28 protein-coding genes are annotated in these 25,700 nt (G+C 72.2%); 20 read left to right on the forward strand and 8 right to left on the reverse strand.

Annotated elements, in window-relative coordinates; genetic code table 11:
* Positions 1 to 86 precede the first annotated feature (86 nt).
* The 8 genes from ACIBG8_RS06645 (at position 87) to ACIBG8_RS06680 (ending at position 10,537) form a co-directional block, all read left to right on the forward strand.
* Complete coding sequence (locus tag ACIBG8_RS06645) at positions 87 to 1,271, forward strand: Ig-like domain-containing protein (protein WP_397341554.1); 1,185 nt, start codon at positions 87 to 89, stop codon at positions 1,269 to 1,271.
* 20 nt (positions 1,272 to 1,291) lie between these two features.
* Entirely contained in the window at positions 1,292 to 4,384 is a 3,093-nt protein-coding gene (locus tag ACIBG8_RS06650; protein WP_397341555.1) for a BTAD domain-containing putative transcriptional regulator, read from the forward strand.
* Complete coding sequence (locus ACIBG8_RS06655; RefSeq protein ID WP_397341556.1) at positions 4,362 to 5,210, forward strand: SMP-30/gluconolactonase/LRE family protein; 849 nt, start codon at positions 4,362 to 4,364, stop codon at positions 5,208 to 5,210. Before ACIBG8_RS06650 ends, ACIBG8_RS06655 begins: the two co-directional genes overlap by 23 nt.
* A gap of 89 nt (positions 5,211 to 5,299) precedes the next feature.
* Positions 5,300 to 5,692, forward strand: a complete 393-nt coding sequence (locus tag ACIBG8_RS06660) for a MerR family transcriptional regulator (protein ID WP_397341557.1) — start codon at positions 5,300 to 5,302, stop codon at positions 5,690 to 5,692.
* Between the two features lie 96 nt (positions 5,693 to 5,788).
* On the forward strand, positions 5,789 to 7,339 hold the full coding sequence (locus ACIBG8_RS06665; RefSeq protein WP_397341558.1) for a hypothetical protein: 1,551 nt from the start codon (positions 5,789 to 5,791) through the stop codon (positions 7,337 to 7,339).
* A 21-nt stretch (positions 7,340 to 7,360) separates the two neighbouring features.
* The gene (locus ACIBG8_RS06670; RefSeq protein WP_397341559.1) at positions 7,361 to 8,704 is read left to right on the forward strand and encodes a serine hydrolase domain-containing protein; all 1,344 of its coding nucleotides are present in this window, start codon (positions 7,361 to 7,363) and stop codon (positions 8,702 to 8,704) included.
* A 58-nt stretch (positions 8,705 to 8,762) separates the two neighbouring features.
* Positions 8,763 to 9,878 (forward strand): sensor histidine kinase, encoded by a 1,116-nt coding sequence (locus ACIBG8_RS06675; protein ID WP_397341560.1) that lies wholly within the window; start codon positions 8,763 to 8,765, stop codon positions 9,876 to 9,878.
* Positions 9,875 to 10,537, forward strand: coding sequence for a response regulator (locus tag ACIBG8_RS06680; RefSeq protein ID WP_397341561.1), 663 nt, complete (start codon positions 9,875 to 9,877; stop codon positions 10,535 to 10,537). Before ACIBG8_RS06675 ends, ACIBG8_RS06680 begins: the two co-directional genes overlap by 4 nt.
* On the opposite strand, the gene ACIBG8_RS06685 is transcribed toward ACIBG8_RS06680, so the two are convergent.
* Positions 10,518 to 11,465, reverse strand: coding sequence for an alpha/beta hydrolase family protein (locus ACIBG8_RS06685; protein WP_397341562.1), 948 nt, complete (start codon positions 11,463 to 11,465; stop codon positions 10,518 to 10,520). The genes ACIBG8_RS06680 and ACIBG8_RS06685 overlap by 20 nt on opposite strands.
* A gap of 120 nt (positions 11,466 to 11,585) precedes the next feature.
* Here ACIBG8_RS06685 and ACIBG8_RS06690 point away from each other — a divergent pair, with 120 nt between their 5' ends.
* Positions 11,586 to 12,911 carry an amidase family protein gene (locus ACIBG8_RS06690; RefSeq protein ID WP_397341563.1) on the forward strand — a complete coding sequence of 442 codons (1,326 nt, stop codon included), beginning with the start codon at positions 11,586 to 11,588 and terminating at the stop codon, positions 12,909 to 12,911.
* On the opposite strand, the gene ACIBG8_RS06695 is transcribed toward ACIBG8_RS06690, so the two are convergent.
* Positions 12,856 to 13,359, reverse strand: coding sequence for a GNAT family N-acetyltransferase (locus ACIBG8_RS06695; protein ID WP_397341564.1), 504 nt, complete (start codon positions 13,357 to 13,359; stop codon positions 12,856 to 12,858). The two genes, ACIBG8_RS06690 and ACIBG8_RS06695, sit on opposite strands and share 56 nt — an antisense overlap.
* 23 nt (positions 13,360 to 13,382) lie before the next feature.
* Here ACIBG8_RS06695 and ACIBG8_RS06700 point away from each other — a divergent pair, with 23 nt between their 5' ends.
* Positions 13,383 to 14,117 (forward strand): MBL fold metallo-hydrolase, encoded by a 735-nt coding sequence (locus ACIBG8_RS06700; RefSeq protein WP_397341565.1) that lies wholly within the window; start codon positions 13,383 to 13,385, stop codon positions 14,115 to 14,117.
* 8 nt (positions 14,118 to 14,125) lie between these two features.
* Here ACIBG8_RS06700 and ACIBG8_RS06705 read toward each other — a convergent pair whose 3' ends face one another.
* Positions 14,126 to 14,719 carry a histidine phosphatase family protein gene (locus tag ACIBG8_RS06705; protein ID WP_397341566.1) on the reverse strand — a complete coding sequence of 198 codons (594 nt, stop codon included), beginning with the start codon at positions 14,717 to 14,719 and terminating at the stop codon, positions 14,126 to 14,128.
* Positions 14,716 to 15,972 carry a PEP/pyruvate-binding domain-containing protein gene (locus ACIBG8_RS06710; protein WP_397341567.1) on the reverse strand — a complete coding sequence of 419 codons (1,257 nt, stop codon included), beginning with the start codon at positions 15,970 to 15,972 and terminating at the stop codon, positions 14,716 to 14,718. Before ACIBG8_RS06710 ends, ACIBG8_RS06705 begins: the two co-directional genes overlap by 4 nt.
* 59 nt (positions 15,973 to 16,031) lie before the next feature.
* On the opposite strand from ACIBG8_RS06710, the gene ACIBG8_RS06715 reads away from it, so the two are divergent.
* Together ACIBG8_RS06715 and ACIBG8_RS06720 are read left to right on the forward strand one after the other, a co-directional pair.
* On the forward strand, positions 16,032 to 16,427 hold the full coding sequence (locus ACIBG8_RS06715) for a DNA-binding protein (RefSeq protein ID WP_397341568.1): 396 nt from the start codon (positions 16,032 to 16,034) through the stop codon (positions 16,425 to 16,427).
* On the forward strand, positions 16,424 to 17,059 hold the full coding sequence (locus ACIBG8_RS06720; protein ID WP_397341569.1) for a transcriptional regulator: 636 nt from the start codon (positions 16,424 to 16,426) through the stop codon (positions 17,057 to 17,059). The genes ACIBG8_RS06715 and ACIBG8_RS06720 overlap by 4 nt, the downstream gene beginning before the upstream one ends.
* A 152-nt stretch (positions 17,060 to 17,211) precedes the next feature.
* Here ACIBG8_RS06720 and ACIBG8_RS06725 read toward each other — a convergent pair whose 3' ends face one another.
* A complete protein-coding gene (locus tag ACIBG8_RS06725) occupies positions 17,212 to 18,162 on the reverse strand; it encodes a radical SAM protein (RefSeq protein ID WP_397341570.1) in 951 nt (316 codons plus the stop codon).
* 91 nt (positions 18,163 to 18,253) lie between these two features.
* Between ACIBG8_RS06725 and ACIBG8_RS06730 the strand changes: the two genes are divergently transcribed.
* Both ACIBG8_RS06730 and ACIBG8_RS06735 read left to right on the forward strand, forming a co-directional pair.
* Positions 18,254 to 18,748 carry a pyridoxamine 5'-phosphate oxidase family protein gene (locus ACIBG8_RS06730; RefSeq protein WP_397341571.1) on the forward strand — a complete coding sequence of 165 codons (495 nt, stop codon included), beginning with the start codon at positions 18,254 to 18,256 and terminating at the stop codon, positions 18,746 to 18,748.
* A 78-nt stretch (positions 18,749 to 18,826) separates the two neighbouring features.
* Positions 18,827 to 19,549, forward strand: coding sequence for a VOC family protein (locus ACIBG8_RS06735; RefSeq protein ID WP_397341572.1), 723 nt, complete (start codon positions 18,827 to 18,829; stop codon positions 19,547 to 19,549).
* A gap of 110 nt (positions 19,550 to 19,659) precedes the next feature.
* On the opposite strand, the gene ACIBG8_RS06740 is transcribed toward ACIBG8_RS06735, so the two are convergent.
* Positions 19,660 to 20,067 (reverse strand): nuclear transport factor 2 family protein, encoded by a 408-nt coding sequence (locus ACIBG8_RS06740; RefSeq protein WP_397341573.1) that lies wholly within the window; start codon positions 20,065 to 20,067, stop codon positions 19,660 to 19,662.
* Between the two features lie 26 nt (positions 20,068 to 20,093).
* Positions 20,094 to 21,056, reverse strand: coding sequence for a sigma-70 family RNA polymerase sigma factor (locus ACIBG8_RS06745; protein ID WP_397341574.1), 963 nt, complete (start codon positions 21,054 to 21,056; stop codon positions 20,094 to 20,096).
* Positions 21,057 to 21,121: 65 nt separating this feature from the next.
* Between ACIBG8_RS06745 and ACIBG8_RS06750 the strand changes: the two genes are divergently transcribed.
* From ACIBG8_RS06750 to ACIBG8_RS06775, 6 genes are all read left to right on the forward strand, one after another.
* Complete coding sequence (locus ACIBG8_RS06750) at positions 21,122 to 21,448, forward strand: DMT family transporter (protein WP_397341575.1); 327 nt, start codon at positions 21,122 to 21,124, stop codon at positions 21,446 to 21,448.
* Between the two features lie 374 nt (positions 21,449 to 21,822).
* Complete coding sequence (locus tag ACIBG8_RS06755) at positions 21,823 to 22,314, forward strand: TetR/AcrR family transcriptional regulator (protein ID WP_397341576.1); 492 nt, start codon at positions 21,823 to 21,825, stop codon at positions 22,312 to 22,314.
* A gap of 10 nt (positions 22,315 to 22,324) precedes the next feature.
* The gene (locus ACIBG8_RS06760) at positions 22,325 to 22,879 is read left to right on the forward strand and encodes a GNAT family N-acetyltransferase (protein ID WP_397341577.1); all 555 of its coding nucleotides are present in this window, start codon (positions 22,325 to 22,327) and stop codon (positions 22,877 to 22,879) included.
* Positions 22,876 to 23,598 (forward strand): arylamine N-acetyltransferase, encoded by a 723-nt coding sequence (locus tag ACIBG8_RS06765; protein ID WP_397341578.1) that lies wholly within the window; start codon positions 22,876 to 22,878, stop codon positions 23,596 to 23,598. The genes ACIBG8_RS06760 and ACIBG8_RS06765 overlap by 4 nt, the downstream gene beginning before the upstream one ends.
* Positions 23,598 to 24,617: an aminotransferase class V-fold PLP-dependent enzyme gene (locus ACIBG8_RS06770; RefSeq protein WP_397341579.1), complete on the forward strand. Its 1,020-nt coding sequence runs from the start codon at positions 23,598 to 23,600 to the stop codon at positions 24,615 to 24,617. Before ACIBG8_RS06765 ends, ACIBG8_RS06770 begins: the two co-directional genes overlap by 1 nt.
* Entirely contained in the window at positions 24,614 to 24,916 is a 303-nt protein-coding gene (locus tag ACIBG8_RS06775; RefSeq protein WP_397341580.1) for a DUF952 domain-containing protein, read from the forward strand. The genes ACIBG8_RS06770 and ACIBG8_RS06775 overlap by 4 nt, the downstream gene beginning before the upstream one ends.
* Here the strand turns inward: ACIBG8_RS06775 and ACIBG8_RS06780 are convergent.
* The gene (locus ACIBG8_RS06780; protein WP_397341581.1) at positions 24,895 to 25,698 is read right to left on the reverse strand and encodes an ABC transporter permease; all 804 of its coding nucleotides are present in this window, start codon (positions 25,696 to 25,698) and stop codon (positions 24,895 to 24,897) included. The two genes, ACIBG8_RS06775 and ACIBG8_RS06780, sit on opposite strands and share 22 nt — an antisense overlap.
* Positions 25,699 to 25,700: the final 2 nt, after the last annotated feature.

Consider the following 25,700-nt stretch of genomic DNA (forward strand, 5'->3'; position numbering starts at 1 on the left):
ACCGAACTATCAGGAAGGATGCGACGTCATACAGGTAAGAGCATTAATGTCTTTGGGTGCAGTTGACTGCTATGGGGGAGAACATTATGGAAGGTTGGAGGAAGCCGACGGCGGGACTCGCTCTCGTCGTCGCGACAGCGTTGACGGCCTCGTGCTCGGGCGGCAGCGCCGCCACGGGAAACGGGACGGCGGCCCAGCCGGGGCAGACCACCTCGGCCACACCGGCCGCACCCACGATCAAGATTTCGCCGGTTGAGGGCAGCGCGAAGGTCAGCCCGGAAAAGAAGGTGGTCGTCGCCGCGGCGGGCGGCACGTTGGACGAGGTCGTGGTGGAGTCCGGCGGCCAGCAGGTCGACGGCGCTTTCAACGCCGACAAGACCAAGTGGGTGTCCAAGGGCCCGTTGAAGCCGTCGCAGAGCTACAGCGTCACCGCCAAGTCGGGGCCGACGACGGCGGCCAGCAAGTTCACCACGTTGAAGCCCGAGCGCGAGCTCGCGGTGGTGGATGTCACGCCCAACGCCAAGGGCGAGAAGGTCGGCGTGGGGGCGCCGATCATCGTGACGTTCAACAACGCGGTGACCGACAAGGCCTCTGTGGAACGTGCCCTTGAGGTGGACGCGGAGAAGGACGTGGAGGGCGCCTGGCGCTGGGTCAGCGCCAACCAGGTGATCTACCGCACCGCCAAGTACTGGCCGGCGCACCAGAAGGTCACGTTCACCGCGCGCATCAACGGCGTCAAGGGCGCCAAGGGCATGTACGGCGTCAAGGACTACAAGACGACCATCAACATCGGCGCCAAGCAGATCGCCAAGGTCGACGCGCGCAAGCACATGATGTACGTCTACCACGACGGCAAGAAGGTCAAGACGATGCGCATCAGCGCCGGTATGGCGACGACGCGCGAGTACACCACCACCTCCGGCGTGCACCTGACGATGGGCAAGGCCAACCCCGAGCGGATGATCTCACCGGGCCGCAAGAAGGGCGACCCCGGCTACTACGACGTGATGATCAACCACGCGGTGCGCTTCTCCAACTCCGGCGAGTACGTCCACGCCAAGAACAACGTGTGGGCCCAGGGCGTGCGCAACGTCAGCCACGGGTGCATCAACTCCCGGCCCGACCAGGCCAAGTGGTTCTACGACACGATGCAGCGCGGCGACGTGGTCGACATCGTCGGCACCAACCGCGAGCTGGAGTGGAACAACGGCTGGGGCTTCTGGCAGCTGTCGTTCGCCAAGTGGAAGAAGGGCAGCGCCCTGGAGTCCTGACGCCCTGGCAGAGTGTGGGTGTGCGGGTAGAGATTCTGGGTCCGCCCCAGGTGGTGCTCGACGGGCAGGCGCCCGTCGAGATCACCGGCGCGCGGCTGCGCGCTCTGCTGGTACGGCTGGCCATGGCCGCCGGCCGGGTGGTGAGCGTGGAGCAGCTGGCCCAGGCGTTGTGGCCGGAGGAGCCGCCAGCCGATCCGGCCAACGCCGTGCAGTCGCTCGTCGCGCGGCTGCGCCGCTCGCTGCCGGACGCGGCCGCGCTGGTCTCGGTGCCCGGCGGTTACCGGCTGGTGGCCGGCACCGACGCCGACGCCTTCGACCTTCTCGTACGGCAGGCCGCCACCGGAGCCGACCCCGCCGCGGCGGCCGAGGCCCTGGATGCCGCTCTGGAGTTGTGGCGCGGCCCGGCGCTCGGCGAGGTGGCCGGCGCCCCGTTCGCCTCGGCGTTCGCCACCAGGCTGGAGGAGGCGCGGCTGGCTGCGGTGGAGGAGCGCGCGGCGGCCAGGCTGGCGGCGGGCGGCGAGCCGGGGCCGCTGGTGGCCGAGCTGGACGAGCTGGCCACCCGGCACCCGCTGCGCGAGCGGCTGCAGGCCGCCAGGATCAGGGCCCTGCACGCGGCCGGCCGGCGGGCCGAGGCGCTGGCCGCCTACGAGGGGGTCAGGCGCAGGCTGGCCGAGGAGCTGGGCGCCGACCCGGGGCCGGAGCTGCGGGAGCTGCATCTGGCGTTGCTGCGCGACGGTTCCGCGCCCCGCCGTACCAACCTCAAGGCCCCGCTGACCAGCTTCGTGGGCCGCGACCGGGAGGTGGAACAGGTCGGCGGGCAGCTGCGCGAGGGCCGCCTGATCACCCTGGTCGGGCCGGGAGGGGCGGGCAAGACCCGCCTGGCCACCACCGTCGCCGCCACCGTCCCCGGCCCGGTGTGGCTGGTGGAGCTGGCGGCCGTCACCGACCCGGGCGACGTGCCGCAGGCGGTGCTGGCCGCGCTGGGCCAGCTCGGCGGCGCGGCCCCGCCAGGGCCGCGCGACACCCTGAGCCGCCTGGTCGAAGCCCTGTCCGGCGGACCGGCGCTACTGGTGCTCGACAACTGCGAACACCTGGTCGAGGCGGCGGCGCGGGTCGCGGAGGAGCTGCTGGGCCGCTGCCCGCAGCTGCGCGTCCTGGCCACCAGCAGGGAACCGCTGGCCATCGGCGGCGAGGCGCTGTGCCCGGTGCGCCCCCTGGCGCCCGAGCCAGCGGTGCGGCTGTTCACCGACCGGGTGGCCGCCGTCCAGCCCGGCTTCGCCCTGACCGGGGCAAACGCCGGCGTCGTGCGCGAGGTGTGCCGCAGGCTCGACGGGCTGCCTCTGGCGATCGAGCTGGCCGCCGCCCGGCTGCGTGCGCTGACCCTGGAGCAGCTGGCCGCACGCCTCGACGACCGGTTCCTGCTGCTGACCGGCGGCAGCCGTACGGCGCTGCCCCGCCACCAGACGTTGCGCGCGGTCGTCGCGTGGAGCTGGGATCTGCTGGAGGAGCCAGAACGGCAGCTCGTCGAACGGCTGGCCGTCTTCAGCGGCGGCTTCGACCTGGCGGCGGCCGAGCACCTGGGCGGCACCCTGGACCTGGTGGCGGCCCTGGTCGACAAGTCGCTGCTGCGCGGCGACGGCGAGGGCCGCTACGGGATGCTGGAGACCCTCCGCGAGTACGGGCTGGAACGGCTGGCGCACACCGGGCGCATCGCCGAGGCCAGGACCGCGCACGCCGCCTACTTCCTGGCCCTGGCCGAACGCGCCGAACCCTACCTGCGCGGCCGCGAGCAGGTGAGCTGGATCCGCCGCCTGCTGGCCGAGCACGACAACCTGCTGGCCGCGCTGCACTACGCCGTCGACTGCCGCGACGCCGACACCGCGGTACGGCTGGCGGCCGCGCTCGGGGTGTTCTGGACCATCCGCGGCAACCGCGCCGAGTCGGTCGGGTGGCTGCGCCTGGCCCTGGAGGTGCCCGGCACGGCCCCTGAGCAGGCGCGCATCATCGCCTCTGCCACCTTCCTGGTCAACGGCGCCCTGGCCGGTGGGGACGCGCGCGTGGAGTCGGCGGTGGAGGAGCTGCGCCGCCTGTCGGAGCTACCGGACGACCAGCTGGAGCACCCGGTGATCGCGATGTTGCGTCCGGCGCTGGCGCTGTTCACCGACAACGCCGAGCTGGGGTTCGCCGCCATCGAGTGCGGCCTGGCCCACCGCGACCCGTGGACGCGCGGCATGATGCTGAACGTGCGGGCGGCGCTGCGCGAGAACGAGGGCGACATGTCCGGCTCGCGCGCCGACCTGATCGCCGCCGCCGCCGAGCTGCGCGCGGCGGGGGAGCGGTGGGGGCTGTCGATGGCGCTGACCGGGCTGGCCGAGGCCAACGCCGTGTTCGGCGACCTGGACGGGGCGGTGGCGGCGCTGGAGGAGGCGATGGCGCTGCTGATGGAGCTCAACCCGGACGACGACACCGGCCACCAGCGGGTGTGGCTGGCCGGGGTCCGTGCGCGGCGGGGCGAGCTCGACCAGTCGCGCGCGGAGCTGCGGCTGATCACCGAGCCGTCGGCGCGCGAATGGTCGCCGCGCAACGTGGCCTTCGCCCGTTCCGCGCTGGGCGACCTGGCCCGATACGAGGGGGACCTGGACACCGCCGAGCGGGAGTACGCGCTGGCCTCGGCCGGGCTGGAGTACGCGCCCGCGATCGCGCCGCAGTTCCGCGCCCTGATCATCACCGGGCGGGCGCACCTGGCGGTGCTGCGCGGTTCGCACGCCGAGGCGGCCGCGCTGATCGGGCGGGCGGCGGAGCTGGCGCTGGACGCAGGGGACATGCCGGTGCTGGCCAAGGTCGCCGTGGCCACCGCGGGTCTGCTGGCCGGGCGAGGGGACCTGGCGGGGGCGGCGCGGGTGATGGGGGCGGCCGAGCAGTTGCGCGGCGCCCCGGACGCGGGCAACCCCGACATCGTCCGGCTCAGCACGCAGCTTCGCTCCGCGCTGGGCGAGGAGGCCTACCTGGCCGCGCACCGGACGGGCCGGGCGCTGAGCCGTAAGGCGGCCGTCGAAGCCGTCCTGCTGCATGATCCGGTTGAATGGGCGGATGACGATTCTGCAGGCTTTTGATCATGGCGCTGGGGAGATGCCGGAGAACCTCGTGGTTCTCGCCGACGGCACGATCTGCGTGACGTTGCTGGCGGCGGGGACGGTGTGGTTGTCGGGCGCCGGGCAGGAGCGGGTGGTCCCGGACGGGGTGGACGCGCTCGTGGTCGGGCTCGCTGCGGACGCCGACCAGCGGCTGTACGCGGCGGTGCGCAGCACGACCGACGGGGTGGCGGGCATCTGGCGGCGCGAGGCCCCTCAGCGGTGGGCCCGGTTCGCGGCAGCGGAGAGCCGGGCGGGCCTCAACGGCATCACCTTCGCCGAGGACGGCACCCTGTTCGCCGCCGACTCCGTCAACGGCGAGATCCTGCGTTGCCTGCCCGGCGACGACACACTGCGCCTGTGGCTCGACGGCGAGCACCTGACCCCGACGGCGGCGGACGACCCGGTGGCCTCGACCGGGGTGAACGGGCTGAAGGTCTGGGACGGCGCCCTGTGGGCGACCAACACCGCCCGGGGCACCGTCCTGCGCATCACCCTCGACGATCGTGAGGTGACCCAGGTCCACACCGGCATCCCCGCCGACGACCTCACCTTCGACACCGCAGGAACCCTCTACCTGGCCGTCCACCCCCGCGACCTCGTGCTGCGCATCACCGCCCAGGGCGAGGCCACGGTCGTGGCCACCGAGGCCGACGGCCTGGACGGCCCGACCGCGATCGCCGTCACCGCCGACGGGCTCCTGGTGACCAGCATGGGCATGCTCGGCACCCGCCACACCCCCAACCTGACCCACCTCCCCCTGGACGTGGCCACCCCCGCCCTCCCCGTCCCGCACCTGCCCCGCTGAGCCGGAATCTCCGGCGGACAGGGAACGGAACCGTTTCCCGCCCGCCGGAGGGCGCGCCCACCACCCCCTATGTGCCGTTTAATGGCCTGATGGAGGACATGTCCATCGGTGAGCTTGCTGCGTGGTTCGGGCTGGGGGCGCACGTGCTGCGGCACTGGGAGGCCGTGGGGCTGCTCACCCCCGCCTCCCGGGTCGCGGGCCGCCGCCGCTACACCCCCGACCACGCCGTTCGCGTCAAGACGATCCTGCGCGCCAAAGCCGCCGGAATGAGCCTGGAACAGATCCGCCAGATCTTCACCACGCCAGGACAGCAGGAACGGCGGGCACTCCTGCGCCAGCACCACGAGGACCTGGAACGCAAACTCCAGGAGATCACCGCCTCCAAGACGATGATCGAACACGTCATGCAGTGCACCGCAGAAGATTTCACCCAGTGCCCGACATACCGCCGCATGGTCGGCGCGACGGAAGCCACCCCGTAGCCAATTGGCCCTTTTCGCCGGGGCTCGTACGCGATAGAACGACTCCAGGCGGGGGCTCGGGGGACGCGCCCTCGCACAGTCGACGGGGAGAACCACATGACCGTACGCGTGCTCATCGAGCCCGTGACCCTGCCCGGCCTGACCGCGGCAGAACTGGCAGAACTGGCCGCCGCCCACCCGGAGGCCGCCGCCCACCTCGGCGCCCCGCAGGCCGCCCGCTTAATGGCCGCCGACGTCCGAGGCCTGGGCCACGACCCCGGCAAGGACGCCGCCTTCACCGCCACCGTCTACGACCCCGACAGCAACCGCGCCGTGGAGCTGTCGGGCCGCCTGGACTCCTTCCCCACCCTGCAGGTACGGCCCAGCAACCGGCGCCCCACCCCGCGCGGCGAGGAACTGGCCCAGGCAGCCGCCATCCTGCGCGCCGACGCCCGCTTCCCGGCCGCCGACGACATCGTCATCTACCAGCCCATGCCGCCCACCGCCGACCTGGAACGGCCAGACGGCAGCAGCGTGCGCCGCCCCACCCTGGGCATCTACAACCCCGCAGGGGGGCCACGCCACCACATCGTCGCCGTCGACGTCGCCGAAGGCACCGTCGACTGGGCCCCGGAAGGCGTGGCCGAGCCCACCGACCAGGACTGCGAGCACCACCTGCCCGAAGGCGTCGGCCCCCTGGCCAACCAGGGCGGCCCCAACCAGGTCCGGGTGCGCGTCATGGACGGCGACACCGAGCTGTGGAACCTCATCGTGGTACGGCCGCGCAACTCCCAGCCCGCAGGAGACGCCTCCGGCCTGGAACTGCTCAACGTCCGCCACCGCGGCCGCCTGGTGCTGCGCCAGGCCCACATGCCGGTCCTCAACGTCCTGTACGCCATGGGCACCACCTTCCGCGACTGGATGTGGGAGGAGACCCGCTTCAGCGCCCGCGGCACCGACCCGGTCGGCAAGGGCTGGCGGCTGTGCGACAAGGACCCGCTGACCATCCTGGAGCGCTCCGACAACGACGCGGGCAACTTCCAGGGCGTGGCCTTCTTCCACGACGGCGAGGAGCTGCGCATCGTCAGCGAGATCCAGGCCGGCTGGTACCGGTACGTGTCGGAGTACCGGCTGGCCGACGACGGCACCATCAAGCCGCGCATGGGTTTCGCCGGCACCAAGGACCCGATGACCTGCATGCGCCACAACCACCACGCCTACTGGCGCTTCGACTTCGACATCGAAGGCGCAGCCAACGACGTGGTCGAGCAGGTCAACGACAGCGGCGGCATCATCCCCGACAGCGTGCCGATCAAGCGGGAGACCTCCCGCCGGCGCAAGGCCCCGGCCAAGGCGTGGGACGTGCTGGACAAGGCCACCCGCCACGGCTACCGCATCGTGCCGGGCCCCCACGACGGCACCGCCGACTCCTTCGGCGTGTCCGACCTGTGGTTCCTGCGCCACCACCCCGGCGAGCTGCACGAGGGCGGCACCATGGGCGACAGGCGCGACACCATGGCGCACCTGAACAAGTTCCTCAACGACGAGGACATCGACGGCGCCAACCTCGTGGTGTGGTACGCGGGCCACTTCATGCACGACGAGCTCGCCCCGGAACCCCACCAGGGCCACCTGGTCGGACCGGACCTGGTGCCACTGTCGGACTGAGGTGCTCTACCCTGTGGAGCCATGAACGAGGTGGGACAGGCCACCGCGCAGGCGTTGCTGCGCAGGCTGGCCGTCGAGCAGTCGGAGTCCAGGGTGCCGTCGCTGGTGGCGGCCGTCGTGCGCGACGGGAAGGTGGCCTGGTTCGGCGCCAGGGGCCTGGTGGGCCAGGCCCCTCCCACCCGCCGGACCCAGTACCGGCTGGGCTCCATCACCAAGTCGCTGGTGGCGGTCGTGGTCATGCGGCTGCGTGACGAGGGCCGCCTGGACCTGCTCGACCCGCTCGGCAAGCACGTGCCCGGCACGCCGTTCGGCGAGGTCAGCATCGCCCAGCTGCTCTCCCACACCGCCGGGCTGAGCGCCGAGCCGCCGACCGACTGGTGGGAGCGCACCCCAGGCCTGCCGGCCGAGGAGCTGATCGCGCGCCTGGACCCGGGCATCTCCAAGCACCGGGCCGGGCGCTACTTCCACTACTCCAACCTGGGCTTCGGCATGCTGGGCGAGCTGGTGGCCCGCCACCGCGGCACCACCTGGCTGCAGGCCGTACAGCGAGAAGTGCTGCAGCCCCTGGGCATGGGCGACACCACCGCGCGGCCGCGCGAACCGCACGCCACCGGTTACGCGGTGCACCCGTTCGCCGACGTGCTGCTGGCCGAGCCCGAGCACGACGCGGTGTCCATGGCTCCGGCCGGGCAGCTGTGGTCCTCCACCGACGACCTGGCCCGGTGGGCGGCGTTCGTGGCCGGCGACACCGGCGACGTCCTGCCGGCCGACACGCTGGCCGAGATGCGCGAGCCGGCCACCGTCGACGACGGCGACGCCTGGACCGGCGGCTACGGGCTGGGCCTGCAGCTGATGCGCAACGCCGGGCGGCGCCTGGCCGGGCACACCGGTTCCATGCCGGGGTTCCTGGCCACCGTGTGGGCCGACCCCGACGACGACCTCGGGGTGCTGTTCATGGCCAACACCACCTCGGGCGTCAAGCGGACCCTGCTGCCCGACCTGCTGGCCATCATGGCCGAGATGGAGCCGCGGCTGCCCGCCGAGTGGCAGCCCTCGCCGGCCGACCCCGACCTGCTGGCGCTGACCGGGCTGTGGCACTGGGGGCCCTCGCCGTACGTGCTGCGGGTGCTGCCGGAGCGTGGGCTGTCGCTGACCCCGGTGTCCGGGGTGGGGCGCGCCTCGCGGTTCGTGCCGCAGCAGGACGGCACCTGGCTGGGGCTGGACGGCTACTACGCGGGCGAAACGCTGCGGGTGGCGCCCGACCACCTCGACCTCAACACCTTCATCTTCACCCGCACCCCCTACGACCCGTCGGCGCCGGTGCCCGGCGGGGTGGACGGCTGGGACGTACATCCGGGGATGTAGGCAGAACCTCGTCCCCGCGCAGGTCGGAGCGGCTGCCGCGATGCCCTAGCGTGACAGGGTGAATCCCACCAGGGCCGACATTTCGATCGCGGCGGCCGTCCTGACGCTCGGCGTGGTCGGCACCTACGGCCGCCTGTCCGACTCCGGCCTGACCGAACGACCCCTGGACGGGGTCGGGCTGACGCTGATCACGCTCTCGTCGGCGGCGCTGGCCTGGCGGCGCAGCGCCCCGGTGACGGTCGGGGCGGTCGCGGTCGGGTGCGTGGTGGCCTACTACGGCGCGCTCTACCCCGGCGTGTTCGCCGCCGCGCCCGCGCTGATCGCCATCTACACCGCAGCCACCCTGGGCCGGCGCGCCCTGTCCATCGCCCTGGCGGTCGCGCTGGCGCTGGGCGTCGGCACGTTCGTGGCGCTGTCGGACACCGACCCGGAGCCGGGCGGGCTGAGCCTGCTCAGCGGCTGGCTGGTGGCCATGGTGGTGCTGGGCGAGACGGTCAGGAGCCGCCGCGCCCAGCTGGCCCTCATCGAACAGCGCGCCGTGGAGGCAGAACGCACCAGGGAGGAGGCGGCGTTGCGCCGGGCAGGGGAGGAACGCCTGTGGATCGCCCAGGAGCTGCACGACACCCTCACCCACGCCATCTCCGTGATCAACGTGCAGACCGCCGTCGCCCTGCAGCTGCTGGAGCGCGACCCCGACCGCACCCGCACCGCGCTGCTGGCGGTCAAGGAGTCTGGCCAGGAGGCGATGCGCGAGCTGCGCGCCTCGCTCGGCGTGCTGCGCCAGAGCGACGACGGCCTGGAGAGCGGCCTGAACCGGCTGCCCCGCCTGGTGGAGCGGGCCCAGGCGGTCGGCCTGCCGGTCACGACCGTGGTGAGCGGTACGGCGGAGCCGCTGCCGCCGCGGGCCGACCGGGCCGCCTACCGCATCGCCCAGGAGGCCTTCACCAACGTGCTGCGCCACGCGGGACCCGCGGCCATCACGCTGACCCTGACCTACCAGCAGCACACCCTGGTGATCGAGATCGAGGACGACGGGACCAATGACGCGAGTACGGCAGAGCACGGCATGGGGCTGATCGGGATGCGCGAGCGCGCGGTCGCCGCGGGCGGCACCCTCACCGCCGGGCCGCGGCCAGGGGGCGGCTTCGCCGTACGGGCGGAGCTGCCGCGGTGATCCGGGTCCTGCTGGCCGACGACCAGCCGCTGATCCGCGCCGGGTTCTCGGCGCTGCTGGAGATGGCCGGCGACATCAGCGTGGTCGGGGAGGCGGCCAACGGCGGCGAGGCGGTCCAGTTGTGCCGGGAGCTGCTGCCGGACGTGGCGCTGCTGGACGTGCGCATGCCTTTGCTGGACGGGATCCAGGCGACCAGGCAGATCGGCGCCGACCCGGCGCTGGACGCGGTGCGGGTGGTGATCCTCACCAACTACGCGCTGGACGAGTACGTGTTCGCCGCCTTGCGCGCCGGGGCCAGCGGGTTCCTGGTCAAGGACATCGAGCCGGCCGAGCTGCTGCAGTCGGTGCGGGTCGCGGCGCGCGGGGAGGCGCTGCTGTCGCCGTCGGTGACGCGGCGCCTGATCGAGGAGTACGTGGCCACCCCGCCCAAGCTGTCGCCCGGCCCGGAGCTGGAGCGGCTGACCGGGCGCGAGCGGGAGGTGCTCACCCTGGTGGGCGGCGGGATGTCGAACGAGGAGATCGCCGTGCGGCTCACCATCAGCCACGCCACCGCCAAGACGCACGTCAGCCGCATCATGTCCAAGCTGGGCGCCCGCGACCGGGCGCAGCTGGTGGTGCACGCCTACGAGTCGGGACTGGTCATCCCGCGAGCCCGCTGACCGGCACTCTGGCCAGGTGCGCCGCCGACCAGCTGGCGACCTGCTCGACCAGCAGCGCGTCGACCGGCCGCTGGTACTGCTCGCCGTACGCGCGCAGAGCCTGCGGGTCCTGCTCGCGGCGCAGGGTGTGGGTCAGGCCCGGCAGGAGGCGCGCCTCCCCGCCCGGCACCAGCGCCGCGATCACCTCGAGGTCGTCCGGGCTGACCTGCAGGTCCCGGTCGCCGGTCAGCGCCAGCAGCGGCACGCCGACCGCGGCCAGGTCGGGCTTGGGGTCGTAGTCCAGGTACTGGCGCAGCCAGCCGGCGTTGACCCGCCTGCCGTACACGCGCGCCACGTCCGCGGTGGTGGCCCTGATCCTGGCGCACAGCCGCGCCACCTGCTCACCCGGGCTACGGCCCAGCGGGCGCAGCGCCAGCCGCGACAGGGCGGGCAGGTCGGCCACGGCGCGCTCGGCCCACCAGTGCAGGGCCTGCTCGCCGGTCATGGCGTGCCCGGCGAGCATGACGACGGCAGCGGCGCTGGAGTGCGCGCCGAGCCAGGCGGCGTGCAGCGCCCCCTCGCCGTGGCCGATCGCGCCGGTGGCGGCGATCTCGGGGCGGGCGGCCAGGGCGCGCAGGGCGGCGGCCGAATCGGAGCGGTTCTGCAGGAACGTGGCGGCCCGCCACTGGCCGGGGGTTCCGGCGACGCCGCGGCGGTCGAAGCGGTAGGAGGCCACGCCGTGCGCGGCCAGCGCCTCGGCCAGGGTGCGGCCGACGGCGAACCTGGCCTTGCCCAGGTCGCCCTCCCGGTCCATGCGGGTGGGCCACAGCAGCACCACGGCCGGGTGCGGCCCCGGCCCTGACGGCATGACCAGCGTCCCGGCCAGCTGGGTGCCGTCGTCGGCTGTGACGGTCATGTCGGCTTCCCTGATCCCGCGCTGCATGAGCATGACCCCTACCTCCGGATGGACGCGTCATATCGCGAACAACACGATATGACGCGTTTCACGGGAAGGTCAAGACATATCGCGTTTGACCCTCACACCGTGTCAGAGGGTAGACCGGCAGGCATGGACGAGTTGCTGTCGCGATCGGCGACCCACACCGCGCAGGCGCTCAAGGACGGCCACCTGTCCTGCGCCGAGCTGACCGCCCGCCTGCTGGACCGCATCGCCGCCGTCGATACCAAGGTCAACGCCATCGCCGAACTGGACGCCGACGGCGCCATGCGCCGCGCCCACGCCGCAGACCAGGCGATCGCCGACGGCAGCCCCCTCGGCCCCCTGCACGGCGTCCCCATCACCATCAAGGACTGCTTCGACGCGGAAGGCCTGCACACCACGTGGGGCAACCCCGCCTTCGCCACCCACCGCGCCACCGCGGACGCCACCCTGGTCGCCCGGCTCAAGCAGGCGGGCGCCAACGTCATCGGCAAGACCAACACCGCGTTCATGCTCGCCGACGTCGCGCAGTCCGCCAACGACCTGCACGGCGCCACCGCCAACCCCTGGGACCTCACCCGCACCCCCGGCGGCTCCAGCGGGGGAGCGGCGGCCGCGCTGGCCGCCGGGCTCAGCTTCCTCGACTACGGCTCCGACCTGGCCGGCTCCATCCGCATACCGGCCGCCCTGTGCGGGGTGTACGGCCTCAAACCCAGCACCGGCCTGGTGTCCCTGCACGGCTTCCAGCCGCCAGGCACGCCTGCCTCCACCTCGGACCACCGCTACCTGTCCGCGGCAGGCCCCCTGGCCCGTACGGCAGGCGACCTGCGCGTCGCCCTCCAGGCCACAGCGGGCCCCGACGGACCGGCCGCGCTGGCCTACCGCTGGCACCTGCCGCCCCCGCGCCACACCAGGCTGGGCCACTTCCGCGTCGGCTTCGTCCTCGACGACCCCTTCGCCCCGCCCACCGCCGAGGTCGGCGCGAGCCTGCGGGCCCTGCTCGACCACCTCGCCGCACAGGGGGCAACGCTGGTGGAGGGCTGGCCTTCCCGGCTGGATCCGGCAGCGTCCTACGCCGCCTTCGGCGCCCAGCTGGAGGCCTTCTTCGCCTTCGCCGAAGGCGCCGACCTGGCCGGATACCCCGCCCAGGAACTGGCCCGCCACGCCGCCCGCCAGGCCTGGCAGGACCACTTCACCCGCGTCGACGTGTTCGTCTGCCCCTCCTCCTACACCGCCGCCTTCCCGCCCGGCGACCTGCCGCACCCCCACCTGCCCTTCTGGGGCGCGCACGCCTCCCTGGCGGGACTGCCGTCCCTGGCCGCGCCCATCGGACGGACCGACGGCGGGCTGCCGGTCGGCGCGCAGATCATCGCCCCCCTTTACGAGGACGACACCGTGATCACGTTCGCCGAACTTCTCGCTGCAGGATCATCCCCAGCCACTGCCCAACCGTGAACGGCTCAGCCCGGGTGAAACCGCAACTCTCGTAATAACGCACCAGACGGCCGTCATCACCCGCGTAGCAGTCCACCCGCAACAACTCCACGCCGAGCTGCTCGGCCTCGGCGTAGGCGCGCTCCAGCAGCGCCCGCCCCACCCCGTGCCCGGCGAAACGCTGGTCGATCACCAGCACCTGCACGTACAGCTCGCTGTCGACCGGCTTGACGTACTCGTGCGGCGGCCCCACCACCAGGCACCCGGCGCTCTGGCCGTCCACCACCGCGATCCGCATCCCGCCACCGGCCGCCCACCCGGCGGCCTGCTCCTCCCGCTTGGCGTTGCCGGTGAACGGCTCGCTGCCCCACTGCCCGGTACGGCCCTGCGTCACCAGCCACGCCACCGCGCTGTCGAACATCTGCAACACCGCGGTCACATCCGCGGAATCCCCGACTCGAATATCCATCAAGCGATCATATGATCGGACATGTGACGATCCATCACCTCAACTGCGGCACCATGCGTCCTCCCGGCGGCCCGCTCATGGTGTGTCACTGCCTAGTCATCGAGAGCCCCGGCGGGCTGACGCTGGTCGACACCGGCATCGGCGCCGGCGCCTTCCTCGGCTTCACCATGATGGTCGGCGCCGCCCTCGACCTTTCCGAAACCATGCCCTCCCAGCTCGAACGGCTCGGCTACCAGCGTTCCGACGTGCGCGACATCGTCGTGACGCACCTGGACGTCGACCACGCCGGGGCGCTGGCCCACTTCCCGCAGGCCCGCGTGCACCTGCACGCCGCAGAACTGCGGGCAGCCCTGTCGCCGACCACCGCCTCAGAACGGCGCCGCTACCGCTCCTCGCAGTGGGCACACGGCCCCAAGTGGGTGACCTACGGCGAGGCGGGGGAGCCGTGGCACGGGCTCGAGGCGCGGCCGCTGCAGGGGGTGGACGGGGTGGCGCTGGTGCCGCTGGCGGGGCACAGCCGGGGACACTCCGGCGTCGCCGTACAGGAGGAAGGGCTGCTGCACGCGGGCGACGCGTACTACTTCCACGGGGAGCTGGGCGACCCGACCCGCTGCCCGGCGCACCTGCGGCTGGCGCAGCGCGCGGTCGCGACCGACCACGCGCTGCGCCTGGCCAACCTGGACCGGCTGCGCCACCTGCCACCCTCGGTGCGCGTCTTCAGCGCCCACGACGCGGGCGAACTGGCCTCCTTCGGCTGAGTTCGCCCTCAGGGCCTGGTGGCGGGCGGGAAGCCGGTCCAGCGCAGGGCGGGCGGGAGGTGGCTCATGTCGTTGAACATCACGACGGTGGGCGGCAGGCCGGTGCGGTACTCGATGACGGTCAGGGCGGTGTTGGCGCTGTTGAGCCCCAGCCAGCGGGCCGGGGGCGCGTCGAGGGCGTGCCGCAGGAGCCACGCGATGGGGTAGGCGTGGGTGATCAGCACCTCGTGGGTGGTGGTTTCAGGGGGCTGGGTGAAGCGGGCGATCAGCGCTTGGGCCAGCTTGTGGCCCTCTGCCGCCTCCCGCTCGTCGTAGCCGTCGAAGAAACCGGCCCACGAGCGGGGTATCTCCGCCGGGCTGGGGACGTAGGGCACGTGGTCGATGAGCTCCGGCGCCTCTTCCACGGGGGCGTTCTGGAGGTGCTTGGCCAGGTGGTGTGCGCAGGCGGTGGCGCGGGGCAGGGGTGAGTGCCAGACGACGTCGACGGGCAGCGCTGCCAGCCGTTCACCGAGCAGGTCGGATTGGGCGCGCCCGGTGTCGGTGAGCCGGCCGAACGCGTCGGCCTCGCCGTGGCGGGCCAGGTAGAGGTGTCGTGTCGTCATGAGGCCCGCTCTCGTGGGGTCGGTGTGTGTTCGGTGACGGTGCCGGTGCTGCCGTCGACGGTGATGACGGCGCCGTCCCGCAGCCTGCTGGTCGCGTCCGGGATGCCGAGGACGGCGGGGATGGCGTGCTCGCGGGCGACGATCGCGGCATGGCACAGCACGCCTCCGGTCTCGGTGACCACACCCGAGGCGATGCGCAGCAGCGGCGTCCACGCCGGGTCGGTGAAAGGACAGATGAGGATGTCACCGGGCTGCACACGCCCGAAGTCCCCCCGCCCCCGCACGACCCGCGCGACCCCGGTCACCGTCCCGCGGCTACCGGGCGTCCCGGTGAGCGTGCCAACCGCTGTCTCACGACCTCCTGTCGCCCCGGCCCGCGTGCCGGTCGCTCTCGCGGGGTCGGCGGCTGCCGAGGCGTGGACAGGCGGCGGTGGTGCGGCGGTGATGGGGCGGGCTTGCAGGATCCAGATGCGTCCCCCGACGATCGCCCACTCGATGTCCTGCGGCCCGCCGAGCACGGCCGCGATCTCCCCGCCCAGCCGGGCCAGTTCCGCGGCGGTCGCGTCGTCGATCACCGGTTGGTGCCGCTCCCGAGGGAGCACGTCGCTGACCACGAGGTCCGCGCCACGCCGGTCGAGCCGCGTCCGCTTGGACGCCACGACGCTGGTGACCGTACCGTCGGTGGACACGCGAAAGGCGTCAGGGGTGACCTTGCCCTCGACCACGCTGGGCCCGAGCCCCCAGGTCGCCTCGATGTCGGTCGTCGCCCCCGGAGTGAACATGACCCCGGAAACGTCGGCGTCCAGGTGGCGCTGCACGATGACGGCCATCACCGGCTCCTCCAAAGACCCCCCGACGGCGCGCGGGGAGAACAGCGAGGCCCAGCAGGCGCGTACGGCCCCGGCCGCGGCGCCCACCCCTCGCACCCCGAGAAAGCTGTCATGCCGCCCAGCCGCCGAAGCGTGCGCGGTGTCCTCGCCGGCCGCCGACGACCGCACCGCCACGAACGGATCACCCAGCTCACCCAGCGCGCGCCCCAGCGCGTCGACCAGATCAGCGCCGACCGGCCGGGCCTCGATCGCCCGCCGTACGGCATCAAGATCCTCCGACGTCCCGAACCCCAGCGAACGGTAGGCGGCGAACGGCACGACGAAACCATCGGGAACCGGCACGCCCGCCCGCAGCAACGCCCCGAGCGCGGCCGCCTTCCCCCCGCACGTGTCAGGCACGGCGTCCCTGAGGGATACGATCATCCCCTCATCCTTTCAATATACTGTTGACAACGTTTTGTTGATTGTGCAGCATGAGGGGCATGCCTCACAAGCGGGACCTCGCCCACGCCGCGCACACCGACCACGCCCAAGCCGACCGCGAACGCGCCGCGCGCGAGCACCTCATGAGCCTGGGCGCCGACGGACTCGACGCCCGCCCCTGGCGGCCGCCGCCCGTGCCGCCCTCGGCGGTCGACCTGGCGCAGTTCGCCGTCTGGCGCGGCGCCCAGCTCGGCCCGGACGACATCCTGAGCGCCCTGGCCCTGCTGCCCGCCGCGCGCGCCGAGGTCGAGGGGCTGGAGTCCGGGCTGCTGTTCCTGGCCAGGAGCGCCGGCCTGACGTGGGCGCAGATGGCCCAGGCGCTCGGGTTCAACTCGCCTCAGGCGTGCCAGCAGTGGTACACCCGCCTGTCCGCGCGGCAGGACTCCGGCGCATGACCCGCACCTCAGCGCCCGACCTGCTGGTGCTGCATGCCGTACGGATCACCGGGTTCGCCGACACGCCGGTGCTCGCCCGCCGCTACGGCCTCGACCCCGCGATGACCGAGGAGCTGCTGCTCGACGCGCAGGCTCGCGGGTGGGTGGAACACACCGCCTTCGGCGGCACCGGCGGGTGGTCGCTGACCGAGTCGGGCCGGGTGGAGAACGAGCGCCAACTGGGGGCCGAGCTGCAGCGGGTGGGGGGCGCCGAGGAGGTGCACGAGGTGCACCGCACGTTCCTGCCGTTGAACGGCCTGCTGCAGCGGGCCTGCACCGACTGGCAGCTACGGCCCGCTCCCGGGGATCGGCTGGCGGTCAACGACCATTCCGACCCGGTGTGGGACGCGGGGGTGCTGCACGAGCTGGGCGGGGTCGGCCGCGCGCTGGGACCGCTGGCCAAGCGGCTCGCAGGCGTGCTGGCCCGGTTCGACGGTTATGACACCAGGTTCACCGCGGCGCTGGAGCGGGTGCAGGGCGGGGACGGCGGGTGGGTGGACCGCACCGACGTGGACTCCTGCCACCGGGTCTGGTTCGAGCTCCACGAAGACCTCATCGCCACCCTCGGCCTCAACCGCCACGCCCAACCCTGACCCGGACTCCTCGCCCGCCCCACCGCGACGACCGCGATCCTGAGCTCGTAGACGCCCGACTCAGTGACCCCTCAGGGGGTTTTGGGCGCTCTCGAGATGAGGGGTCATTCTGTGTTGGGAGCCCTTGGGCTCTCGCCGCCACAGTGGGGCCGTCAGACCAGGGCGAGCTGGTCGGCGGCCGGGTCGCGCGGGGACGGCTGCGGCACCGGCGCCATCCCGTAGCGAGCCGCCAGCTGCGCGATCTGCCCCGTGATGCGCTCCTCATACCCGGCAGACGGCACCCCGCCCCGGTCGTACAGCTCCGCATACCGCTCCACCAGCCCCGGATGCTGGCGCCCCAGCCACTCCAGGTACCACTCCCGCGTCCCCGGCGGCAGCCGCAACACCACCGCCCGCACCCCCGAGGCCCCCGCCGACGCGATCCGCCGCACCGTGGCCGCCAGCTGGTCGGCGCCGTCGCTCAGCAACGGCAGCACAGGCGCCATCAGCACGTGGCACGACACCCCCGCCTCCACCAGCGCCGACACCAGCTCCAGCCGCGCCTGCGCCCCCACCGCCCCCGGCTCGACCGAGCGGCGGATCTTCTCGTCCACGAACGCGATCGACACCGCCACCTGCGCCCCCGCCTCAGCCAGCAAGGCGGCGTCGCGCAGCACCAGCGGGCTCTTGGTGTAGACGGTGAACGGCACAGCGGCCCGCGACAGTGCCGCGATGATGCCCGGCATCAGCAGGTAGGTGCGCTCGGCCTCCTGGTAGCAGTCGCCGCCCAGCCCGATCGCGACCGGCGCCGCGGGGAAGCGGCGCAGCTCGGCGCGCAGCCGTTCGACCGCGTTGGCCTTGACCACGATGCGGGTGTCGAAGTCGCGCCCGGCGTCCAGGCCGAGCCTGCGGTGCCCGCCCCTGGCCGCGCACCCGCGGCAGGCGTGCGCGCACCCCCGGTAGGGGCTGATCGCCCAGTGCTGGGTGATGCCGGAGGCGGCCGGCACCTTCTCGATCACGGTCCGCGCCTGGGTCTCGTAGAACATGCCGCGCACGACCGACCGGCGCTCGATGGCCGGGCGGTCGTCGGCGACCTCGACTAGCGAAAGCGCGTCCCAACCCACGCAAGCCAGTGGAACACGTATTCGACTCAGGTTTCAAGCAGAACGAAAAACAGGACACAAGGTGTCGGCTTTTGCGTCCAGGATGGAAGCCATGCACGAAACTCCACAAGAACTCAAAGAACTCCAGGCCCTCCTGGATGCCTCCCTGTCCCGTTCCACCTCGCACCTGCGCTCGATCGTCACCGGCCGCACCGCGACCGCAGAGCAGCTCACCGAGACCCTGACCGGCATGTGCACCCTGGCCCTGTCCACCGTCACGGCCAAGGGCGAGCCGCGCATCAGCGGCGCCGACGGCCACTTCCTGCACGGCAAATGGCACTTCGGTACGGCACGCACCGCCGCCAAAGCCCGCCACCTGGCCGCCCGCCCCGCCGCCAGCGCCGCCCACATGCGCGGGGAGGACCTGGGCGTGTTCACCCACGGCACCGTGGAGATCCTCAACCCCCTCAACGGGCAGGCGGCCCCCGACTGGCCCGACCTGCTGGCCTACTTCAAGGACTTCTACGGCGACAGCGCCTTCGACTGGGACACCGAGGTCGTCTACTACCGGCTGCACCCGCACTGGATGGCCGTCTACGCCCCCTGATATCCGTTGGCGCGCCGCTCCCCGGCGGGGCTAGCGTGGCCCCGTCCTGTGGAGACAGCAAGAACGGGAGATACGAGGATGGCTGCTCAGCTCGTAGCCCTCAGCTTCGACGCCCACGACCCCCAGGCCCTCGCGCGGTTCTGGGCCGGGGTCCTGGGCTGGGAGATGGCCGACGACCCCGACGGGGGCTTCACCCTCCTGCCGAACGACGACACCGGGTTCCGCCTGCGGTTCCTGCCCTCGCAGGAGAAAAAGCGCGGCCAGAACCAGATGCACTTCGACCTGACCAGCAAGACCCTGGAGCAGCAGCAGGAGACGGTGGCCAGGGCGCTGGAGCTCGGCGCCCGGCGCCTGGACATCGGCCAGGGCCCGGACGCGGCCCACGTGGTGCTGGGCGACCCGGAGGGCAACGAGTTCGACGTCATCGAGCCGGGCAACAACTTCCTCGCCGAGTGCGGCTTCATCGGCGCCCTGGCCAGTGACGGCACCCAGGAGGTCGGCTACTTCTGGAGCAGGGCGCTGGAGTGGCCGCTGGTGTGGGACCAGGACGAGGAGACCGCGATCCGCTCGCCGCACGGCGGACCGAAGATCACCTGGGGTGGGCCGCCGGTGGCCGAGAAGCTCGGCAAGAACCGGCTGCACTTCGACCTGGCCCCGCCCGCGGGCGGCGACCAGCAGGCGGAGGTCGAACGCCTCATCGGGCTGGGCGCCACCCGCCTGGACGTCCCCCTGGGGCAGGCGGGCCAGATCGTGATGGCCGACCCCGACGGCAACGAGTTCTGCGTCTTCACCCCGCGCTGAGAACACCCAGCTCTCCTCGAAAGAGATGGGAGGGTCTCCTGTCCCGGTCTTTCTGGCCGCTCTGGAGGTGAGGGAACGCTGAAGCGAATGCGGCCGGGGCCGGCGGGGACTCAGCCTCCCGCGTGGTCGAGTTCGGGGAAGGAGTGGTGCTCGTGCGTGACCACCCACCGCCCCTCCCTGCGGCACAGCCCCAGCGTCAGCCGTAGCCGGTTGGCCGGGTTGTCGGCGAACTCCTTGTCGGTGCCGCACCGCAGCAGCGCCAGCGCGAAGGCGACCTCCGCCCCGGCCGTCACCTCCAGCGACTCGATCTCGAACACCGCCCCCGTCGCCTGCCACTCGAAGAACGGCGGCCACGTGTCGCGGTAGGCCGCGAGACCGCGCACCCCCTCGTACGGCGGCGGCACGTCGAACATCACGATGTCCTCGCCGTGCCCCTCCAATACCCCGGCCAGGTCGCCGCGGGCCACCGCCAGCGCCCACCCCTCGATGAGGTCGCGGATCTGCCTGTTGTCGTCCATGGTGAACAACCCCTCTCGTGTCACCCCTACAACCCCGGCCAAGCGCCCAACTCATCGGCCAAGCCGTAAAAGGCGAAATCCGCCTCCAGGAACGACACCACCTCGGCCACCAGCGCCCCCCGCACGATCAGCACATCCAGCCCGGCGGGCACGAAACGCCCCCCATCCCACAGGTAGGTGGCCACGGCCAGCTGGCCGTTCGCCCACGCAGGCACCACCCGCCAGCGCCGCAGCAACGGCCCGCCCAGCAGGAACCCCCGGATCTCCGCCCGCCCGGAGAACCACGCGGTCAGCGGCGGCATCGAGTACCTGGCGTCCTCGGTCAGCAACGCCACGATCGCCTCGACGTCCCCGGCCTCCCACGCCCGCACGTAGCGCCGCACCAGTTCCCGCTGGCCCGCCTCGCCCAGCGCGCGCAACGTCTGTCGCTGCGAGGGGCCGCCCATCCGCCCGGCCATCACCTTCCTGGCCCGCTGCAACGCGCTGTTGACCGCCGCCACCGACGTCCCCAGCAGCCCGGCCGTCTCGGCTGCCCCGAACCCCAGCACCTCACGCAGCAGCAGCACCGCCCGCTGCGCGGCGGTCAGGTGCTGCAGCGCCGCCACGAACGCCAGCTCCACGCTCTCCCTGGCCAGCGCCCCGGCCTCCGGGCTCATCCACTGCTGGGGGTACGGCTCCAGCCAGCGCTGCTCCGCCGACGGCGCCCCCAGATCGGCGGGCAACTCCCGCCGCCCCTGCCGCTCCAGCAGGCTCAACGCCCGATTCGTCGCGATCTTGTACAGCCAGGGGCGCACGGAACCGCGATCCTCGAACCCGCCCAGCGAGCGCCACGCCCGATCCAGCGTCTCCTGCACCACGTCCTCGGCGTCGTGCGCCGAGCCCAGCATCCGGTAGCAGTGCGCGCGCAGCTCCGCACGCAACGGCCCGACCAGCCGGGCGAACGCCTCCCCGTCGCCTCCGCGCGCCGCGGCCAGCAGTTCCGCCTCCACCCGCGCCACCCTAGCCCCCTACACTAAACTGGCACATTCGTACCACTTTGGAGGCGTATCCACCCATGGCCTGGCTTCTGCTTGCCTTCGCCATCGCCACCGAGGTCATGGCGACCTCGGCGCTGAAACTCAGCAACGGCTTCAGCCACCTCGGCTGGAGCGCCGTCGTCGCGGTCGGCTACACCGCCTCCTTCATCCTCATGAGCCAGGCGCTGAAGATGCACCTGGAGGTCGGGACCGCCTACGCCATCTGGTCGGGCGCGGGGACCGCCGCGATAGCGCTCATCGGCGCCGCGTTCCTGGGGGAGTCGCTCAACCTCACCAAGATCGCCGGGATCCTGCTCATCATCGGCGGGGTGGTCGTCCTCAACCTGGCGGGCAGCTCCCATTGACCCCCACCCCACCCGCCGACCAGCCCCCGCCCGCCGGGGGAGCGGCCTCCCCGGGCACCGCCGAACCAGAGGACAACCCGCACAGCGCCGCCCCACACCCAGCGGGGGAGACCTCCCAGGGCGGGAAGAGCCCCCGCGGAGAGGAGAGGCAGGGCGACGACGGGGTCTCCCCGTCCCTCGACAATCCGCGCACATCCCGGAGCGGCCCAGCGCACGAAAGCGCCGACACCGCCCAGAAAAACGCCACCCCCTCAAAAGCCGCCACACCCCGACAAGGCGCCACCGACCCAACGGCCGCACCCCAGAAGACACCCCAGGAAGGGGCCGCGGGGCGGCGGCCGGCGCAGTCGCGGGGCAGGCGGCGCAGGGCCACGTTGCTGCAGGCCGCCGTGGACCTGCTGCGCGAAGGCGGGTTCGCCGCCGTCACCCACCGCGCCGTAGCCCAGAAAGCCGCCCTCCCCCTGGCCGCCACCACCTACTACTTCACCTCCCGCGACCACCTCCTGGCCGCCGCCTTCGCCCAGCTCGTCGACGACGACCTGACCACCCTGCGCGCCTGGACCGCCAAACACGGCCTGGCCCGCCTGCCCCACCACGCCGACCGCCTCACCCAGCTCGGCCTGTGGGAGCTGTACGTGCACGCCGGCCGCGACCCCGCCCTGCAGGCCATCGCCCGCACCTGGACCGACGGCTGCGTCGCCATCGTCGCCGACACCCTGCGCCTACCCCAAGACCACCCCCAGGTACGGCTCGCCTACGCCCTCATCACCACCGCCTGGATCGAACACGTCGTCGAAGAACGCCCCACCCCCCACCTCCACGACCTGCTCAAAAACACCTCGTCACCCGACGAAACACCTCAATAGACTCCAAAATGTGCTCACGCCTACGTACCCCATCACCACCGACCGCCTGACCCTGCGCCCCTTCACCCCCCAGGACCTGCACTCCCTGCACGCCTACGAAGCCCTGCCCGACGTCGCCCGCTACCTCTACTGGGAACCCCGCGACCTGGAGGCCACCCGCACCGCCCTGGAAAAAAGGATCACCCGCATCGCCCTGGCCGACGAGGGCGACGCCCTCGACCTGGCCATCACCCTGCGCGAGAGCGGCGAGCACATCGGCAGCTGCGTCCTGATCTGGACCAGCAAAGAGCACCGCCAAGGCGAGATCGGCTACATCCTCAACCCCACCGCCCACGGCAACGGCTACGCGGCCGAAGCCGCCCGCGAGATGCTCCGACTCGGCTTCGACCAGCTCGGCCTGCACCGCATCGTCGGCCGCCTCGACGGACGCAACACCGCCTCCGCCCGCGTCCTGGAAAAGCTCGGCATGCGACGCGAAGCCCACCTCGTGCAGAATGAGATCGTCAAGGGGGAATGGACCGACGAGATCATCTACGCCATGCTCGCCGAGGAATGGAACCGATGAACGCCTACCTGTCCAGGATCGGCGCCCCACCCGGCGCCACACTGGCCGAGCTGCAACTGGCCCACCTGCGCAGCGTGCCGTTCGAAAACCTCTCCATCCACCTCGGCCAGCCCATCGTCCTGCGCGAGGACGCCCTCCTCGACAAGATCGTCCAGCAGCGGCGCGGCGGGTTCTGCTACGAGCTCAACGGCGCCTTCGCCGCCCTGCTCACCGACCTGGGCCACCACGTCACCCGCCACCAGGCCCGCGTGCACACCCCTGACGGGTACGGCCCGCCGTTCGACCACATGGCCCTCATCGTCGACGAGCAGTGGCTCGTCGACGTCGGCTTCGGCGCCTTCAGCCACCACCCCCTGCCCGCCCGCCCGGGAACCCACCCCGACCCGGCCGGCACCTTCACCATCACCCGGGCCGAGCACGGCGACCTCGAGGTGGCCCTGGACGGCAAACCCGAATACCGCCTCGACCCCCGCCCCTACGCGCTGGCCGACTTCGCCCCCACCTGCTGGTGGCAGCAAACCTCACCAGACTCCCACTTCACCCGCTCCCTGACCTGCTCACGCCTGACAGAAACCGGCCGCATCACCCTGTCCGGCGAGCGCCTCATCACCACCACCGGCGGCCAACGCCACGAACAGGTCCTGGGAAAAGACGACATCCTGCCCGCCTACCGCACCCACTTCGGCATCACCCTCGACCGCGTCCCCACCGTCGGCTGATGCGCCTGCGCGACGCCCAGCCCCTGTGGCAACCCCACCCCGGCTGGCTCAACACCGCCTCCTACGGCCTGCCGCCCACCCCCGCCCACGACGCCCTCATCCAGGCCGTCACCCAGTGGCGGCACGGCTCCAGCGACTGGCAGCCCTGGGACGCCAACGTCGACCGCTCCCGCGCGGCCTTCGCCACCCTCATCGGCGCCCCGACAGCCGACGTGACCGTCAGCTCCACCGTCTCCCAGATCATGTCCGTCATCGCCACCGCCCTGCCTGAGGGCGCCCGCGTCCTGGTCCCGGAAGAGGAGTTCACCAGCAACCTGTTCCCCTGGGCCGTGGCCGCCCGCGTCGACACCGCACCCGCCGACCGGCTGGCCGACGCCCTCACCCGCCACCACCACGCCGCCGCCTTCAGCCTCGTGCAGTCGGCCACCGGCGCCCTGGCGCCCCTCGACGACCTGCGCCAAGCGGCACGCGAGCACGACACGCTGCTCATCGCCGACGCCTCCCAAGCCTGCGGCTGGCTCCCCGTCACCACCCACGGCCTCGACGCCATCGCCTGCGCCGCCTACAAATGGCTCATGGCCCCCCGAGGGGCCGCCTTCGCCTACCTGTCGCCCCGCCTGCGCGCCCGCATGACCCCCATAGCCGCCAACTGGTACGGCGCGGCCGACCGCGCCACCGGCTTCTACGGACCACCCCTGCGCCTGGCCGACAACGCCCGCGCCTTCGACCTGTCACCCGCCTGGTTCTCCTACGTCGGCGCCGCCCCCGCCCTCGACCTGCTCAACCAGATCGGCATCGACCAGATCCACCACCACAACCTCGCCCTGGCCAACCGCTTCCGCACCGGCCTCGGCCTACCGGAGGGCGACAGCGCCATCGTCGCCGTCGACACCCCCCACGCCGACCGCCTGGCCACCCGCGGCATCACCGCAGCCGTCCGCGCCGGGAAAGTCCGCGCCAGCTTCCACCTCTACACCACCACCGACGACGTCGACCGCGCCCTGGAGGCCCTCACATGATCCTGCACCTGGCCTACGCCACCGACTGGGACAAAGCCCAGCAGGATGGGGAGTACCGCATCTCCACCCGCGGCCGCACCCTGGAACAGGAGGGCTTCATCCACTGCAGCAAAGACCACACCCAGCTCAGCGGCGTCGCCCAAGCCTTCTACGCCGACGTCACCGAACCCCTCCTCATCCTCCACCTCGACCCCACCGGCCTGGACATCCGCGAGGAAGGCGGCTTCCCCCACCTGTACGGACCCCTGCCCGTGGCAGCCGTCACCACCGTGACCCCCTACGAGCACAACACCTTCTGAATGCGCCGCCCGGCAAACCACAACCCGGCCGCACCCATCACCACCAGATACACCACGTGCCCGGCCAGCGCCCACTCCAGCTGCCCCAGCGCGATCCCGCGCACCAGCTCCACCGCGTGATACAACGGCGTCGCGTACACCACCCACTGCAACACCTCCGGATAAGCGCCCACCGGCGAGAACGTCCCGGAGAACAGGAACAGCGAGAACTGCACCGCGGTCAGCAGATCGAAGTCCTGCCACCCGCGCAGCAACGTCGACATCGCCATCCCCGCCGCACCGAACGCCAGCCCCACCAGCATCGTCGCCGGGAAAGCCGCCAGCGCCCACCACGGCTCGGCCAGGTCGAACACCGCCATCACCAGCACGAACATCGCGGTGTAGAACGAACTGCGGATCATCGCCCACGACAGCTCGCCCAGCGCCACCTCGATCGGCCGCACCGGCGTCGCCAGGATCGCCTCGAACGTCTTGGCGTACTTCATCTTGAAGAAGAAGTTGAACGTCGTCTCCGCCAGCGCCCCGTTCATCGCCGAAGCCGCCAGCATCGCCGGCGCCACGAACACCGCATACGACACCACCCGCCCATCCGGCAACGGGATCTCACCCACCAGAGCGCCGACACCGACCCCGATGGACAGCAGATACAGCAACGGCTCGAAGAACCCCGAGATCAGCACCAGCCAATACGAGGCCCCGGAACGCAGAGCACCCAGATTGCGGTTGACCACCGCACCCACCCGGCTCGCCGAGATGTGACGAGCCACCACCAACGTCACCATGA

The organism is Nonomuraea sp. NPDC050556, assembly GCF_044457355.1.
Lineage (GTDB): Bacteria > Actinomycetota > Actinomycetes > Streptosporangiales > Streptosporangiaceae > Nonomuraea.

Excerpts from the sequence above, each read along its gene's own strand:
- ACIBG8_RS06645 (WP_397341554.1), top strand. The coding sequence starts at position 87 with ATGGAAGGTTGGAGGAAGCCGACGGCGGGACTCGCTCTCGTCGTCGCG.
- ACIBG8_RS06655 (WP_397341556.1), top strand. The coding sequence starts at position 4,362 with ATGACGATTCTGCAGGCTTTTGATCATGGCGCTGGGGAGATGCCGGAG.
- ACIBG8_RS06660 (WP_397341557.1), top strand. The coding sequence starts at position 5,300 with ATGGAGGACATGTCCATCGGTGAGCTTGCTGCGTGGTTCGGGCTGGGG.
- ACIBG8_RS06665 (WP_397341558.1), top strand. The coding sequence starts at position 5,789 with ATGACCGTACGCGTGCTCATCGAGCCCGTGACCCTGCCCGGCCTGACC.
- ACIBG8_RS06670 (WP_397341559.1), top strand. The coding sequence starts at position 7,361 with ATGAACGAGGTGGGACAGGCCACCGCGCAGGCGTTGCTGCGCAGGCTG.
- ACIBG8_RS06685 (WP_397341562.1), bottom strand. The coding sequence starts at position 11,465 with ATGCTCATGCAGCGCGGGATCAGGGAAGCCGACATGACCGTCACAGCC.
- ACIBG8_RS06690 (WP_397341563.1), top strand. The coding sequence starts at position 11,586 with ATGGACGAGTTGCTGTCGCGATCGGCGACCCACACCGCGCAGGCGCTC.
- ACIBG8_RS06695 (WP_397341564.1), bottom strand. The coding sequence starts at position 13,359 with ATGGATATTCGAGTCGGGGATTCCGCGGATGTGACCGCGGTGTTGCAG.
- ACIBG8_RS06705 (WP_397341566.1), bottom strand. The coding sequence starts at position 14,719 with ATGACGACACGACACCTCTACCTGGCCCGCCACGGCGAGGCCGACGCG.
- ACIBG8_RS06710 (WP_397341567.1), bottom strand. The coding sequence starts at position 15,972 with ATGATCGTATCCCTCAGGGACGCCGTGCCTGACACGTGCGGGGGGAAG.
- ACIBG8_RS06715 (WP_397341568.1), top strand. The coding sequence starts at position 16,032 with ATGCCTCACAAGCGGGACCTCGCCCACGCCGCGCACACCGACCACGCC.
- ACIBG8_RS06720 (WP_397341569.1), top strand. The coding sequence starts at position 16,424 with ATGACCCGCACCTCAGCGCCCGACCTGCTGGTGCTGCATGCCGTACGG.
- ACIBG8_RS06730 (WP_397341571.1), top strand. The coding sequence starts at position 18,254 with ATGCACGAAACTCCACAAGAACTCAAAGAACTCCAGGCCCTCCTGGAT.
- ACIBG8_RS06735 (WP_397341572.1), top strand. The coding sequence starts at position 18,827 with ATGGCTGCTCAGCTCGTAGCCCTCAGCTTCGACGCCCACGACCCCCAG.
- ACIBG8_RS06740 (WP_397341573.1), bottom strand. The coding sequence starts at position 20,067 with ATGGACGACAACAGGCAGATCCGCGACCTCATCGAGGGGTGGGCGCTG.
- ACIBG8_RS06750 (WP_397341575.1), top strand. The coding sequence starts at position 21,122 with ATGGCCTGGCTTCTGCTTGCCTTCGCCATCGCCACCGAGGTCATGGCG.
- ACIBG8_RS06765 (WP_397341578.1), top strand. The coding sequence starts at position 22,876 with ATGAACGCCTACCTGTCCAGGATCGGCGCCCCACCCGGCGCCACACTG.
- ACIBG8_RS06770 (WP_397341579.1), top strand. The coding sequence starts at position 23,598 with ATGCGCCTGCGCGACGCCCAGCCCCTGTGGCAACCCCACCCCGGCTGG.
- ACIBG8_RS06775 (WP_397341580.1), top strand. The coding sequence starts at position 24,614 with ATGATCCTGCACCTGGCCTACGCCACCGACTGGGACAAAGCCCAGCAG.
- ACIBG8_RS06780 (WP_397341581.1), bottom strand. The coding sequence starts at position 25,698 with ATGGTGACGTTGGTGGTGGCTCGTCACATCTCGGCGAGCCGGGTGGGT.